The organism is Rathayibacter sp. SW19, from assembly GCF_030866825.1.
Classification (GTDB): domain Bacteria; phylum Actinomycetota; class Actinomycetes; order Actinomycetales; family Microbacteriaceae; genus Rathayibacter_A; species Rathayibacter_A soli.
Genome location: NZ_CP133020.1, coordinates 4,499,700 through 4,512,999, shown reverse-complemented (window position 1 = coordinate 4,512,999; position 13,300 = coordinate 4,499,700). Strand labels below are relative to the sequence as shown.

Here is a 13,300-nt window from a genome sequence, read left to right as displayed (position 1 = left end):
GCCCGGTGTCGCTCGGCCGTCTTACCGGACGGGGATCGGCGCGACTACGCGCGGGATCGCAGCGGCCGCGATCAGGCTGAGGATGCCGCACACCAACACAGCCAAGAACACCCCGGATGCCGATGCCACGATGGCCGCGCTGCTGTGCGAATTCGCGTGCGAACCGCTGATGATCGCATTGGCAATGGCACCGAAGACGGCGACGCCGACGGAACTGCCGATGGCACGCGCGAGCATGTTCGTGCCCGTGACGACGCCGCGCCGCCCCCAGTCGACAGCGGATTGTGCGGAGACGATAGCCGGGGTGGAGGCGAAGCCGAGCCCGGCGCCGACGGTGAAGCAGCATCCGGCGACGACCCACACGTTCGGCACCTCGACGCTCGCCAACAGTGCGCCCGAACCGAGGATGACAATCAGGATTCCGAGCACCGTTGTCGCGCGAAAGCCGAAGCGCATGTACACCCGGCCTGAGAATCCGGATGCGATCGGCCACCCGATCGACTGCGCAGCGACCGCGAGCCCCGCCAACAGCGGCACCGTGCCGATGGAGCCCTCGAGGTAGGTGGGGACGTAAGAGGTGAGGCCGATCAGAACGGCGCCGACTCCGAGTGAGACGAGCGTGGTGGTCAGCAGGAGCCGATGCTTGAACACCCACAGTGGCAACACGGCTTCGGCGGTGCGGCGTTCAACGACGACGAACGCGATGACGCACGCAGCGCCGAGAGCGAACCCGCCGATGCTGTACACCGAGTCCCATGCCCAGGCTTGGCCGCCTTCGAGCACAGCGAGGATCAGTAACGTCATGCCTGCGGTCAGCAGAATGGAGCCGGCGTAATCGATCTTCACCCGGTGACGTTCGACATGCTCATGGTAGGTGCGGATCAGCATGATTCCGGCGACCAGGCAGACCGGGATGTTGATGAAGAACACCCACCGCCAGGTGAGGAATTGGGAGAAGAGGCCGCCGATTGCCGGGCCGAGAACGGCCGCGATCGCCCACACGCTCGACAGATAGCCTTGCACCTTCGCGCGTTCTGCGACCGTGTAGATGTCACCGGCGATCGTGGCCGTGATGGGCTGGATCGCGCCTGCGCCTATGCCCTGTACGGCGCGGAACGCGATCAGTGCCCCCATGCTCCAGGCGAAGCCGCTCAGGATCGAGCCGAGCAGGAACAGGCTGATGCCGGCGAGGATGACCGGTTTTCGGCCGGGCGGGGTCGACTGGTGTCAGTTTATTCCGGCGCCTGAGTGCACTGTCGTGCGCCCAGAGGCGCAGCATCGCGAGGTGTACGCTTCAGCAGGAAGTGGGGGTGTTGCAATGAAAAAGGTGGGGCTGCGCTCAGTCGCGACGCTGGCGTGCGTTGGGCTCGCCGTCGTGCTGCTGTCCGGATGCGAGGCGAACGCATCCGCCGATCCGTCGGCTTCCGCGACGACGACGGCACAGAGCCCGGTCTCAGGCAATTTCGCCGGCAAGGTCTCCATCGGCAACGGCCGTGAACTGTACCTGCGCTGCGCAGGAACAGGGAGCCCGACCGTCGTGCTGGAATCCGGCATCCACGATTCGTCTGATCCTTGGACAATTGCCGAAACGCAACCGCCGTTGCCCAAAGAAGAGGCTGTCTTTCCGGCTCTCGCGAAGCGCACTCACGTGTGCATGTATGACCGGCCCGGCACAATCCGCTACGCGAGCCCCGCGGCGCTGACCACCCGGAGCACACCTGTGGCGATGCCGCGAACGCTGCCGAGCATGGTGTCTGATCTACACGCGCTGCTGACGAGTGCGAAAATTCCCGGCCCGTACGTGCTGGTCGGTCATTCCTACGGCGGAATGATCGTGCGGCTGTTCGCGCAGACGCATCCGAATGACGTTGCCGGGCTCGTCTTGGTGGATGCTTTCGGCACCAACATCGAGCAGCTGTTCGGCAGTCAGTGGGCGCGTTACACCGAGCTTCTCAACCAGCCCGGCACGGCGCTGGACAAGAAAGCCGACTTCGAAACGGTCGACGTCAATGGTGCGATCCGCGCCATCGTGCAGGGGCCGCCGTTGCCGGCCGTGCCTCTGGTCGTGCTGAGCAAGACGGAGCCGTTTGCGACGGCGGAGGGTGTTCCCTCTGACTTGACGCAGACCCTCGAGAAGGTCTGGCCCGCGGTTCAGACAGCGCTGGTCGAGCTGGAGCCGCAGACGCCGCACGTCTTCGTCACCGGTAGCGACCACTATGTGCAGATGAACGACCCCGATCTCGTTACGAGCATGGTCGAACTCGTCATCGGCCGACGCTAGGCCGCCGCAAGCGCCTGTCCCTGAGCTTGCCGAAGGGCGAGTGTATCGAGACCTCGCTGCCGGGGTCTCGATACGCTCGTTCCTCGCTACTCGACCAACGGGGAGTGTATCGTTCGGTGGTCGAGTAACGAGCGCCTGTCCCTGAGCTTGCCGAAGGGCGAGTGTATCGAGACCTGGCTGCCGGGGTCTCGATACGCTCGTTCCTCGCTACTCGACCACCGCAATCGCGCAAAGCGACGAGTTGGAAAAGCCCCTGTAGCCCCGGTACGGCAGGTCGGCTGACGGGCTCAGGTTGCGAAGATGTTCGCCCACGGCCGGATCTCCCACGATTCGACCTGGCCGCTGACGACGAAGGGATCGCGATGTGCGAAGTCTTCGGCTTGTTCGCGGGAGGTCAGGATTCCCATCGTGGTGACCGGTTGGTCGGGGTGATCGAGAAACGCCCCAGCCATGAGCAGAGCGCCGCTTCGATGCAACTCTTTCGATCGTGCCACGTGCTCGCGGAGTTGCGCCGGCGCCAGCTCGGCGACCTCAGCCATTGAGTAGAACCGCGTTGTCATCGTGACGACGAAATAGGTCGGCTGCTCACTCGTCTCGCGGGCAGTATCACTGGTTTGGAGCTCATTCATCAGGTTTCTCCTCGCTCGCCTGTTTCATCCTGACGACTCGAGCCTGAGGAGGCAACCGTTTGTTGTGCGTCCGCTGCGGCCTGATCCGCTACGGCCTGATCTGCTGCGTCCTGGTCCGGTGCTCTGGTCGCGGAGCTCAGGTGCCGGCCAGTTCGGCCACAATGCGTTCGATCCGTCGCGCACGGGTCTGCTCGGTTCGGGCGCCGGACACCGCGAGAACGTGCCGGCGCTGATTGCTGTATGAGAGGGCAGCGAAGCGCTCGGCCTGCCCTGCGCCGGCCAGCGCTATCGCGAGATCCGGCGGGATCTCGACCGTCCGTGGTGCAGCGTCGCGTTCGACGGCAACCGTGAGCAGGTCGCCCGCCGTAAGGCCCGCTGCCGCCCTGATCTCCGCGCTGACGGGTATCTTGGCAATTCCACCCATGTACGCGATTGTGCTCGGGTATCTGACGGATGCGATCGTGACGGCAACGGGGATACGGCGCTGACCGCCGAGCTTCGCCACGACATCGTCCGGAACGGTGATGCCTGTCGCGGTCTTGCCGTCACGCTGCAGCGTGGCCTTGAATTCAATGCTCATCTTGCAACCTGCTCCTGTTGTGTATCTTGCGCCATTGAGTGTCTTGCGCCGTCAGCCGGTGGAGCAACAGGGCTCGCAAGCGCGTTTATGCTACCTGCCACCGTTCCTTCTCGCGACCGTTTGAACTGTACCGACCAGTTCAGAATTGACTTGAACACTACTGGGCAGTAGCGTTCGGGTCAAGGGGGGATTTCGTGCAACGGAAGAGCGACATCATTCTGGTCCACGCCCGCGTTCTGTTCCTCGAGCGCGGATACGACGGGACAACCCTGGATGACGTCGCGGCTGCGAGCGGGGTCGCGAAGACGACCGTTTACAACAACTTCAGCGACAAGCAAAAACTCTTTTCTGCCGTGATCGATTCGATCAACGATCGTTCGGCGGAAATCACAGCCACGGTGGCGGGAATGCTGAACTCGTCAGAGCCGATCGAAACGCGACTGCATCGATTCGGTGCGGCCGTCCTCGCAGGGGTGCTGCAGCCATCCGTTGTTCAATTGCGACGGCTCGCCATCTCTGAAGCACTCCGATTTCCCGAGCTCATCGCCCGCTATTGGGAGGTCGGCCCGCTTCGGACGATCGAGATCCTCACGGATGCGCTTCGCCAGTCCGCGTACCGCGGGGAGCTTACCGTGGACGACCCGGAGGCTGCCGCAACCGGATTGGCATACGCTCTGGTTGGCCCGATGCAAGATCGGGCGCTCCTTCTCCCGCGCGCGGAGATCGCCGCGCCCGAAGTTGAACGGCACGTCGCCAGCGTGATCAGCGCATTCATTCGCGGCCACCGCCGAGGCGAGAGCGACTGACGGTGACATCTCGAATGCGCTAGCTCCGCGTTCAGCCAGCGGGAACGCCGAGGTGGTCGCGCTCGAGCGCGGTGCGGCGTGCTGACAGTGCATCGATGGCGGCGACCAGTTGGGCTGAGCTGACGGCGCCGTCGATGAGTTCGCTCGCGTAGTCGGTGAAGGTGCGTTCCGCGGCCGCGACGAGCTCAAACCCGAGCGGGGTCAGGGCCAGCAGCGACGAGCGCCGATCTGAGGGATGCGGAACCCGTCGGGACCACCCCTGGTGTTCCAGCCGATCGGCCGCCTTGCTGGTGGCGCCGACACCGATGGCGAAGGATGCCGCCACGTCGGCTACACGCGACTGCGGATTGTCCCGGAGATAGCGAAGAAACTCGAACTGCGAGGTGACGATGCCGTGCCGCTGCCTGAGCCGATCGTTGAGCGCGTTGTAGAGCCGCGTCTCACAGCGCGCCGAGCACGATCCTGTACTTCCACGGCGGTGGCAACGTGTTCGGGTCCCCTGACACGGCGATGTCGCTGACCTCCGCACTTGTTGCTCGTACGGGCATCCGGTCTCTGTCGCTCGACTATCGCCTTGCGCCGGAGCACCCGTTTCCCGCCGCCATTGACGACGGAGTCGCCGCCTTCCGCGCGTTGTTGGAGAGCGGCACCGACGCGGGCAAGATTGCGTTTGCCGGAGACTCCGCGGGCGGTGGGCTTTGAGTCACGACCTGCCTCGCGGCCCGAGCGGCCGGCTTGCCGATGCCGGCCGCGCTTGTGGCGTTCTCGCCAGCCCTGGACTACACGCGTTCTGGGGCAAGCATGGCGACCAAGGCCGGCGTTGATCCGATCTTCACGCGGGACAGTCTTGGCCGCACCTTCGCAATGTACGTCGCCGGTCAGGACCCGAATCAAGAACTCCTGACGCCGGCCACGCTAGCTGATTTGACCGGATTTCCGCCTCTGTTGCTGCAAGTCGGAGCCAACGAGCTCCTGCTCGATGACTCCACTCGCTTGGCGGAGGGCGCACTGGAAGCAGGAGTTGACGTCATTCTGGACGTCACTGCCGATGCTCCCCACGTATTCCAGTCATTCGTCGGGGTGCTCGACGAAGCCGATCAAGCCCTGGACCGCGCCGCGCTGTTTCTCATGCAGCACCTCGCCTGACGGCGACGGAACGGGGTCGGTCAGCGACAAGTGGCATCACAGTGTCCGGTTCGCAGCGTCGGGTTCGTCGTGTCAGGGTCGTCGTCTCGGGGTCGTCGTGTCGGGTTAGTCGTCTTGGCTTCGACCACTTGATGACGGTGCGGTGCGTTGCCCCAGACGCACAAACGACCGGGCCCGAAGTTGAGAGGAGTCGACCATGACCGATGCCGATGTGACAGTCATTGAGCTTCCCGCGGATAATGCAGAGGCCGTTCAATGGCTACGAGCAGAACTCCGCGCGGCCAAGCGCAGGCGTGCCGAAGATCGGCGCGACGCGATGTTCGACGCATACCGTACGCTGCCGTTCGGCGGTGTCAATGCGAATAGCCGCTGACGCGTGCTGATTCGATTTCGTCAGGGCGTCGTGACGCCGGACATGTGATCGTTGACGTGTCGCGTTGCGGTCTTGAGCAGTCGAATGGCCGTTTCGAGTTCCGCGTCATCGGATTAGCGTCGCAGCGACCGTCGCTTCCACCCCGAGCGTCTCAAGGAGTTGCGGATCGGCGAGTACCTCGAGCGCGATGATCCGGTCGTCCTCGATATCGAAGGCCATGATCGATACAACGCGATCGTGCATGATCGCCGCGACGCCGGGAAGGCCATCGATGAGGATCGGCGTTGAGTGGGCTGCGAGCCGAGCCGCCAGCACGGCCTGTTCCGCAATGGCCCGTGCACCTTCGAGGAGCTGGGTGGTGCCGGCGTAGCGGGCATGGAGCACGGCACCATCATCGAGCAACGCGAGAAGTGCGCCGATGTTGCCGTCTCGCGCTGCGGCCAACCACGCCTCGACAATGCGCCGACCCCGCTGACGGTTCGGACGCGTCGGCTCCTCGGCGCCCCGCACCCGCCGACGTGCGCGCGAGGCGAGCTGGCGGGCAGCATCCGTCGAACGCTCAAGCACGGCCGCAATCTCGTCGAAGGGCTGATCGAAGACGTCATGAAGAACGAACGCGATCCGCTCCGCCGGGCTCAGTGTCTCGAGAAGGACGAGCATGGCGATGCTGACTTGGTCGCTTTGGGCAATCAGCTCCGCAGGATCTGCGGCGACCGAGACAGGCTCATCCCACCAGGGTGCGACCTGCCAGGAACGTTCACGCGTTCGGCGCGGCGCACGCAACAGGTCGAGACTCACGCGGGACACGACGGTGGTGAGCCATGCCGGGAAGTTTTCGATGCTATCGGCATCCGCACGATCCAGTCGCAGCCAGGTCTCCTGCACCGCATCATCCGCATCGGCTGTGGAGCCGAGCAATCTCGTTGCGATGGCGAGGAGCCGGGGTCGCTCGGTCTCGAACCGTCTGGCAAGAATTCTTCGATCAGTCATGTCACATCTCCTCGATGTCGATCGTCGGGATGTTGACGAGGGAACGGCCTCGGTTGTGACATGAAAGGACGAAAATCATGAATTCACCTGTGCTTGTGACCGGTGGCACTGGGACCATCGGCAGTCGAGTGGTGTCGATGCTACGTCAAGCGGGCAGTGATGTGCGGGTTCTGTCTCGCCATCCTCGCGCGAATGAGCCCGGAATCCAGCATGTCGAGGGCGATACGCTCGCGGGGCGTGGGCTCACGGAGGCATTGGGTGGCATCGAGGTCGTGGTGCATCTCGCAGGAGCCCCGAAGGGCGACGATGTTGCAACTAAGAACGTCGCTGCTGCGTCGAAGACCGCGAATGTGCGGCACCTGATCCTCATTTCCGTGATCGGTGCCGACCGGATGCCGATTGGCTACTTCCGCGCGAAAGCGGGGGCCGAGCGCGCGCTCGCGGAGTCGGGTGTGCCGTGGAGCGTGTTGCGGGCGGCCCAATTGCACGAGTTCATGTTGCCGATTGTGCGGGGTCTGACAAAGCTCCCACTGCTGCTGCTGCCCGGTGGTCTGCGGTTCGAGCCGGTAAATGTCGATGAGGTGGCCGCTCGACTCACCGAGTTAGCGCTCGGTTCACCTGCCGGCCGAGTCGCGGATGCCGCCGGCCCGGACGTTCTCGATATCCGGCAGCTGGCATCCGCGTATGTCGGTGCGATGGGCCGACGCCGTCGACCTGGCCTGCCGGTTCGCATCCCCGGTGCGGTCGGCCGCGCTTACCGTGCCGGAGACAATCTCGCCGGGGAGTTCGTGAAACGGGGCGAGCGGGGCTGGGCGGAGTTCCTGACCGAGCTTCAGCTGAAGTCAGCTGATCGCACCAACGAACGGGGTGATGATCGCACGAGTGCCGGCTCCGCACGGTAGAAGCCAAAACCGCACTTGGCGTATTGCCGGAATCCGACTTTCTGCCCGACGGCTGACTGGTGAGGAACTGTTGACGTTTGGGGGCTGCTCGGAGGCCTCCCGGCGGCTGGCTCATCGATCGCATCGCACCCGGCCGCACCGTGGTCGTGCCGATCATGCTGCTCAACGGGGTGGGTGCCTGGGCGGTCTCCACACCGAACAATCATCGGATGGTGACGCTTACGGCGACGCCGCCCGCTCCCTGTCGTGCGGAGCGGGCGGCGTTGCGTGTGCACTCGCGCGTGGTCGCGCGATCGCGGCGTTTGGTCAGCTGAATTTGTGGCGATAGATGCTGATGGCCCAGGCATAGACGATGACCAGGATGCCGATCAGCCACGCGAGGGCGATCCAAATGTCACCGCCGACGGGCTGCCCGGCGAACAGCGCACGCACACTGTCCACGATCGAGGTCACAGGTTGGTTCTGTGCGAACCAGGCGACCGGGCCGGGCATCGAGGCTGTCGGCACAAACGCGGAGCTGATGAACGGGAGGAAGATCAGCGGGTAACTGAACGCGCTGGCCCCGTCAACGGTCTTCGCGGAGAGACCCGCGATCACGGCAAGCCAGGTCAATGCCAGCGTGTACAGGACCAGGATCCCGGCCACCGCCAACCACGCTCCAACCGACGCCCCGGTACGGAAGCCGAGCAGTAACCCGACCCCGATGACGATCGCCATCGAGACCAGATTCGCGATCACGGAGGTGAACACGTGCCCCCACAGCACACTGGATCGGGCTATCGGCATCGACCGGAACCGTTCGAAGATACCGCCCTGCAAATCCATGAACAGCCGATAGGCGGTATACGCCACCCCGGACGCAATTGTGATCAACAGAATCCCCGGCAGCATGTAATTGATGTAGGACTGGTCCGACCCGGTGTGGATCGCCCCACCCAGCACGTACACGAACAACAGCATCATCGCGACCGGGGTGATCGCTGTCGTGATGATCGTGTCCGGGCTGCGCAGGATATGCCGCATCGAACGACCGGTCAACACCGTGGTATCACTCAGAATCTGAGTACTCATCGGGACTCCTTCCTAGCCGAGACGGCAGGATCGCCGCTGGTGGTGTCGCCGACGAGGGTGAGGAAGACATCCTCCAAGGTCGGCTGCTTCTCGACATACTCGACTGTGGCCGGCGGCAGCAACGTCCTCAGCTCGGCCAAGGTCCCGCTCTGGATGATCCGACCCTGATGCAGGATCGCGATCCGGTCCGCGAGTTCCTCCGCCTCGTCCAGTGTCTGCGTCGTCAGCAACACCGTCGTACCCTGAACGGCCAATTTCTTCACGGTCTGCCACACCTCGATCCGCGACTGCGGGTCCAGCCCTGTGGTGGGCTCATCAAGGAAAATGACCGGCGGGTTCCCGATCAGGCTCATCGAAATATCCAGCCGGCGCCGCATCCCACCCGAATACGTCGCCACCCGCCGGTCTCCCGCGTCGACCAGATCGAACCGAGCCAGCAGTTCATCCGCGATCCCCCCGGGATCGACCAGATGCCGCAAGCGGGCCACCAGGATCAGATTCTCTCGACCCGTCAACACCTCATCGACCGCGGCGAACTGCCCCGTCAGGCTGATCGACTCCCGCACTTCACCCGGATTCACGGCGACATCGAAGCCGAACACGCTAGCGCTGCCCGCATCGGCCTTGAGCAAGGTCGACAGAATTCGCACCAGTGTCGTCTTACCCGCACCGTTCGACCCGAGCAACGCGAAAATGGTTCCCCGCGTCACGTCAAAATCGACCCCGCGCAACACCTCCAACTTCTTAAATGACTTCTGCACACCCCGCACCCGAATCACCGGGTCACGAGTCTGATTGGTGATCATATCCAGTTCTCCTTCTCGGTTCTCGGGTGCGTTCACGCCCGACCGTCGGCGGCCCGAGCGCCCCCGACTTGACGAGTTGCGGCTTGGTCAATGGCGTTCGTCAGGCGCTTGCGCTCCTTATCGATCCACTGCGTGCCGTCGTAGGCCTGCGCGAATGATTCCGCGAACTCCACCGGGTCCTCCCCGACAATCTCGCGCACCGGGGTGCCGTCAATCGCGGCCCGTTCCCACAGGTCGGCCAAGTCGCCGAACATCGTTACGAGTTTGTCGCCGTCGGTGACGCCCCCGTAGTAGATGAAGTACCGGTGCATGGCTTTCGCGGCCGTGCCATACGGTCCGGGCAAAGCATCAATCCTCGCCTTATCCCGCTTGTACTGTTTCTTCTGCTCCAGCGAGCCCGTGACGGTTTCAATCCAATTTGCAGCCATCTCAGTTCTTTCCTTCTGTGTTCAACTCGGAGCCGTTATCGTCGTCTTGCGAAGCTCCTGCAATCAGCATGAAGGGTTAACCCTGCGTCAAGGTCAAGCTGAATTTGACAACCACGTTTCGCCGCGGCTGGCCGCACGAGTATGTGTGACGCCGAGCCGTCGAGGGCTTAGTTGCCGACGTTACGAAGGTTGGACACGCGAACGCATCCAATTGCTTGTCGCACGGCTTAGATGTCGCGCCTGTCGGCGGGCACGCGCTCGACGCGGGTCCAACCTTTCCAGCCCCGCTCCTCGAGGATCGCTAGAAGCCGCTCGGCGACCGGTGAGGATTCGACGGTGGTGGTGTCCAGCAGGTCAACGAAGGGGTCGTCGAGATCGTTGTTACCCATATCACCTGCCTCGACGGCGCGAACCATCAGCCGCTCCAAGATGTCGGCGACTTCTGTCACTCGTGGGTCGTCGGCCGGCCAGTCGAGGGCACCGCTCAGCAGGCTGTAAAGCCGCATCATATCGGGATCGGCCAGCTCTTCGTGCTTCTTGGCGATGATGGAGTCGATCTGCTGCGGCACCTGGGCTGCGAGCATGATCCAGCTGTCCCGCTCCAACTCGATGTACCGCTCCCCGACACCGAGACCGCGCAACCGGTCGAGGTAATCGACGACGCCCTGCGGGAGCGCCAGATGCTCGCCCGCGGCGAGTCTGGCGATTCGCTTGCGATTGCCCTGAAGTCGCCGGATCTCGGCGCGCAGCTTCTTGTCGATCTCTCGTACTGAACCGGCGAACGCCTCCGGCCCGGCGTCGAGGAGCTCCTGCACCCGGGCCAGCGGCACGCCGGCATCCGCCAGGGTGCGGATGCGGATCAGTCGCACCACCGCGGCGGCGTCGTATGCGCGGTACCCGGAGCGGTCACGTTCGGGCTCCGGCAGTAGTCCGACCTGGTGGTAGTGGCGTACAGCCCGTACCGTCACTCCGGCGTATGTTGCCAACTGGCTGATGGTGAGCATGTCTCCAGACTGCCTCAACTCGTTTCGCGGTGCTATCCGGCCTTCGAAGCCCGATAGACAGCGTTCGCCAGGCGACGACGCTCCTTGTGCAGCCACTGCGAGCCGCGATGGCGCCCGTAGTGCCGCACGAAGCTCTCCGCGAGCTCCACCGGGCGCTCACCCACGAGTGCGCCGGTGACCTGCTCGATGCATCCTGTAGCGCTCATGATTACTCACCTTCTTCCTGCTCTTGCTTGTTGTTCTGTTGTTCATTGGAGTGTTCGACGAGATGGCGGAGCTGTTCGATCCGCTCTGCGAGAAAGCTCCATGTGCGCCAGAACTCGTCGAGGTACTTGCTGCCCTGTGCGTTCAGCGAGTACACCTTGCGCGGCGGCCCCTTCTCAGACGCGACCTTCTCCACGTCGACGAAGCCGCGCTGCTCGATGCGCACCAGTAGCGCGTACACAGTGCCCTCGACGATGTCGGTGAAGCCCTGCTCGCGCAGCCACGCCGTGATCTCGTAGCCATACGCCCGTCGCTCAGCTAATACGCCGAGCACGATGCCCTCCAGGATGCCCTTGAGCATCTCCGTTGTCTGCCTTCCCATCGAACATGTCCCTGCTACTCAGTACGGCTAGCTACCAGTAGATAGTAACACTGACTAGCCGTTGCGCATACTGCCGCGACACCGCATCGCCCGCCGTGACTGCCGCCAACATCGCCGACGACATTGAAATGCACTGGTGGATACCGAAACAATCCAGTTTGGTGCACCGATCCGTTCGTGAATTCTTCACGGATTTCTTAGCTCGGACCCCGCTTTCACGCGACCAGTTTGTCCCCGAACTTTTTCCGTCAGTGAGTTTTCATGATTACCCTTCGAGGGGTTGACGTCCGTGTTGGCCCATTGCTTTTGCTTTCCAACGTCTCTTTCACCGTTTCCCCGGCGACCGTGTCGCACTGATCGGCCGTAACGGTGCAGGCAAGACCACACTGCTGAACGTCGTCGCGGGGTGGCTTGAACCGGCCGTCGGCGATGTCAGTATCACGAGTTCGGTCGGCTATCTGAGCCAGGATTCGGCAGTCGCCGATGCCGGCATGACGGTTTCGGATCGCAACTTGGCGGCGCGCGGTCTCGGCTTGGCGGCGTCGCTGATGGGGCAGCCTGTCGGAACGCTTTCGGAAGGGCAGCGGAGAAGAGTCGAGCTTGCTCGGATTCTCTTTTCCGGACATGAGATGCTGTTGCTCGACGAGCCGACCAATCATCTTGATGTGGAATCGCGTGGGTGGCTCCAGAGCTTTCTCACGAACTATCGTGGCGCGCTGATCCGTCAGCGTTACGCGCTTATGCCGAGAAGATGCACGCACGCGTGTCGACAGCTGTCGCGGCCAAGAACATGAAGCGCAGGGCAGGCCGGATACTCTAGGAACTAGAGCCCGCCCGGCACCCTGAGAGCGTGGCGCGTATCCGCTTGCCCGATCCGGCTCCGAGTGGGCGGCTGCCTCTCAGCACCGTCGGATTGGCGAAAGCGTACGGAGACCGGACGGTTCTCAAGGATCTGAACCGTGCCGTCGACCGGGGCGCCCGCATTGCGGTGCTCGGCGCCAACGGCGCAGGCAAGACGACGCCGCTGAAACTGCTCGCCGGGCTCGCATACAGCGGAGCCAACGTGCTCCTCCTCGACGAACCGACGAACAATCTCGAGCTCGTGTCGCTTCCATGACCTCGGGCCGCTCGACCCCATGGGTTCACAGACCTGCGCGATCGATGAGGGCGCGCTTACGGATTCGCGAAGTGTTGCCCCATCGGGTCATCTCGCGGTCGTCGGACCGGTCAATCGCGCGTCCTGCGCGAGCAGCACCGTAAGCAAGTCCGCATGCAGTTGCCGCCGCCGCTCCTCCGGCACCGGTTGCAGCAACGCGTCGGCCAGCTGGCGCGCCATCCGGTCCAGCCGGGCGATCTCCCGCCGCCCGCTCACCGTCAGGCTCACCACCTTGCGGCGCCGGTCCGCGGGGTCGACGGCGCGGATGACCAGGCTATGAGCCTCCAGATCGTCGACCGTTGCGGTGACGTCGCTTGGATCGAGGTCGAGGCGATGACCGAGGTCGAGCTGGGTGGCTGGGGTCTCGTCCAGCACAGCCAGCACCGCCATGTGCCGCATACGCATACCGCGTGCGGCGAGCGCCTCGTCCAAGTCGCGCTTGGCGATCTTCGCCGCCTGTGAGAGCAAGTAGGTGGTCAACGCGGTTAGCCGTGGCGGACGGCTAGTAAAGTGCAACACACCACAATGGTACGATATGACCA

General features: G+C 63.7%; 17 protein-coding genes and 2 pseudogenes. 7 read left to right on the top strand and 12 right to left on the bottom strand.

All coding sequences use genetic code 11. The features are described from left to right. Nucleotides 1–21: 21 nt before the first annotated feature. Nucleotides 22–1,197, bottom strand: a pseudogene (locus QU604_RS21000) (MFS transporter); the annotation flags it as partial. Between the two features lie 121 nt (nt 1,198–1,318). On the opposite strand from QU604_RS21000, the gene QU604_RS20995 reads away from it, so the two are divergent. Further along, the gene (locus QU604_RS20995) at nt 1,319–2,281 is read left to right on the top strand and encodes an alpha/beta fold hydrolase (protein ID WP_308466547.1); all 963 of its coding nucleotides are present in this window, start codon (nt 1,319–1,321) and stop codon (nt 2,279–2,281) included. 287 nt (nt 2,282–2,568) lie between these two features. On the opposite strand, the gene QU604_RS20990 is transcribed toward QU604_RS20995, so the two are convergent. After that, the gene (locus QU604_RS20990; RefSeq protein ID WP_308466546.1) at nt 2,569–2,910 is read right to left on the bottom strand and encodes a YciI family protein; all 342 of its coding nucleotides are present in this window, start codon (nt 2,908–2,910) and stop codon (nt 2,569–2,571) included. Between the two features lie 136 nt (nt 2,911–3,046). Then, nucleotides 3,047–3,490, bottom strand: a complete 444-nt coding sequence (locus QU604_RS20985; protein ID WP_308466545.1) for a YdeI/OmpD-associated family protein — start codon at nt 3,488–3,490, stop codon at nt 3,047–3,049. Nucleotides 3,491–3,684: 194 nt separating this feature from the next. On the opposite strand from QU604_RS20985, the gene QU604_RS20980 reads away from it, so the two are divergent. Further along, nucleotides 3,685–4,296 carry a TetR/AcrR family transcriptional regulator gene (locus tag QU604_RS20980; RefSeq protein WP_308466544.1) on the top strand — a complete coding sequence of 204 codons (612 nt, stop codon included), beginning with the start codon at nt 3,685–3,687 and terminating at the stop codon, nt 4,294–4,296. Nucleotides 4,297–4,327: 31 nt separating this feature from the next. On the opposite strand, the gene QU604_RS20975 is transcribed toward QU604_RS20980, so the two are convergent. Further along, nucleotides 4,328–4,825, bottom strand: a complete 498-nt coding sequence (locus QU604_RS20975; RefSeq protein ID WP_308466543.1) for a MarR family winged helix-turn-helix transcriptional regulator — start codon at nt 4,823–4,825, stop codon at nt 4,328–4,330. Between QU604_RS20975 and QU604_RS20970 the strand changes: the two are divergent. Next, nucleotides 4,756–5,442: pseudogene (locus tag QU604_RS20970) on the top strand (alpha/beta hydrolase). The gene QU604_RS20975 and the pseudogene QU604_RS20970 sit on opposite strands and share 70 nt — an antisense overlap. A gap of 196 nt (nt 5,443–5,638) precedes the next feature. Beyond that, nucleotides 5,639–5,815, top strand: a complete 177-nt coding sequence (locus tag QU604_RS20965; protein WP_308466542.1) for a hypothetical protein — start codon at nt 5,639–5,641, stop codon at nt 5,813–5,815. Between the two features lie 105 nt (nt 5,816–5,920). Here the strand turns inward: QU604_RS20965 and QU604_RS20960 are convergent, their stop codons facing one another. Further along, nucleotides 5,921–6,805, bottom strand: a complete 885-nt coding sequence (locus QU604_RS20960) for a sigma-70 family RNA polymerase sigma factor (RefSeq protein ID WP_308466541.1) — start codon at nt 6,803–6,805, stop codon at nt 5,921–5,923. 77 nt (nt 6,806–6,882) lie between these two features. Between QU604_RS20960 and QU604_RS20955 the strand changes: the two genes are divergently transcribed. Beyond that, nucleotides 6,883–7,707 carry an SDR family oxidoreductase gene (locus tag QU604_RS20955; protein ID WP_308466540.1) on the top strand — a complete coding sequence of 275 codons (825 nt, stop codon included), beginning with the start codon at nt 6,883–6,885 and terminating at the stop codon, nt 7,705–7,707. A gap of 306 nt (nt 7,708–8,013) precedes the next feature. Here the strand turns inward: QU604_RS20955 and QU604_RS20950 are convergent, their stop codons facing one another. From QU604_RS20950 to QU604_RS20925, 6 genes are all read right to left on the bottom strand, one after another. Next, nucleotides 8,014–8,778 (bottom strand): ABC transporter permease, encoded by a 765-nt coding sequence (locus tag QU604_RS20950; RefSeq protein ID WP_308466539.1) that lies wholly within the window; start codon nt 8,776–8,778, stop codon nt 8,014–8,016. Further along, a complete protein-coding gene (locus QU604_RS20945) occupies nt 8,775–9,584 on the bottom strand; it encodes an ABC transporter ATP-binding protein (protein ID WP_308466538.1) in 810 nt (269 codons plus the stop codon). Before QU604_RS20945 ends, QU604_RS20950 begins: the two co-directional genes overlap by 4 nt. 32 nt (nt 9,585–9,616) lie before the next feature. Further along, on the bottom strand, nt 9,617–10,012 hold the full coding sequence (locus QU604_RS20940; protein ID WP_308466537.1) for a DUF1048 domain-containing protein: 396 nt from the start codon (nt 10,010–10,012) through the stop codon (nt 9,617–9,619). 227 nt (nt 10,013–10,239) lie between these two features. Beyond that, nucleotides 10,240–11,016 carry a MerR family transcriptional regulator gene (locus QU604_RS20935; RefSeq protein ID WP_308466536.1) on the bottom strand — a complete coding sequence of 259 codons (777 nt, stop codon included), beginning with the start codon at nt 11,014–11,016 and terminating at the stop codon, nt 10,240–10,242. 32 nt (nt 11,017–11,048) lie between these two features. Continuing rightward, the gene (locus tag QU604_RS20930) at nt 11,049–11,222 is read right to left on the bottom strand and encodes a hypothetical protein (RefSeq protein WP_308466535.1); all 174 of its coding nucleotides are present in this window, start codon (nt 11,220–11,222) and stop codon (nt 11,049–11,051) included. 2 nt (nt 11,223–11,224) lie between these two features. Continuing rightward, nucleotides 11,225–11,602, bottom strand: a complete 378-nt coding sequence (locus QU604_RS20925; RefSeq protein WP_308466534.1) for a PadR family transcriptional regulator — start codon at nt 11,600–11,602, stop codon at nt 11,225–11,227. 299 nt (nt 11,603–11,901) lie between these two features. Here QU604_RS20925 and QU604_RS22290 point away from each other — a divergent pair, with 299 nt between their 5' ends. Beyond that, complete coding sequence (locus QU604_RS22290; RefSeq protein WP_409350045.1) at nt 11,902–12,396, top strand: ATP-binding cassette domain-containing protein; 495 nt, start codon at nt 11,902–11,904, stop codon at nt 12,394–12,396. Nucleotides 12,397–12,452: 56 nt separating this feature from the next. Next, complete coding sequence (locus tag QU604_RS20920) at nt 12,453–12,719, top strand: ATP-binding cassette domain-containing protein (protein ID WP_308466533.1); 267 nt, start codon at nt 12,453–12,455, stop codon at nt 12,717–12,719. Nucleotides 12,720–12,806: 87 nt separating this feature from the next. Here the strand turns inward: QU604_RS20920 and QU604_RS20915 are convergent, their stop codons facing one another. Further along, on the bottom strand, nt 12,807–13,238 hold the full coding sequence (locus QU604_RS20915; RefSeq protein WP_308466532.1) for a MarR family winged helix-turn-helix transcriptional regulator: 432 nt from the start codon (nt 13,236–13,238) through the stop codon (nt 12,807–12,809). Nucleotides 13,239–13,300: the final 62 nt, after the last annotated feature.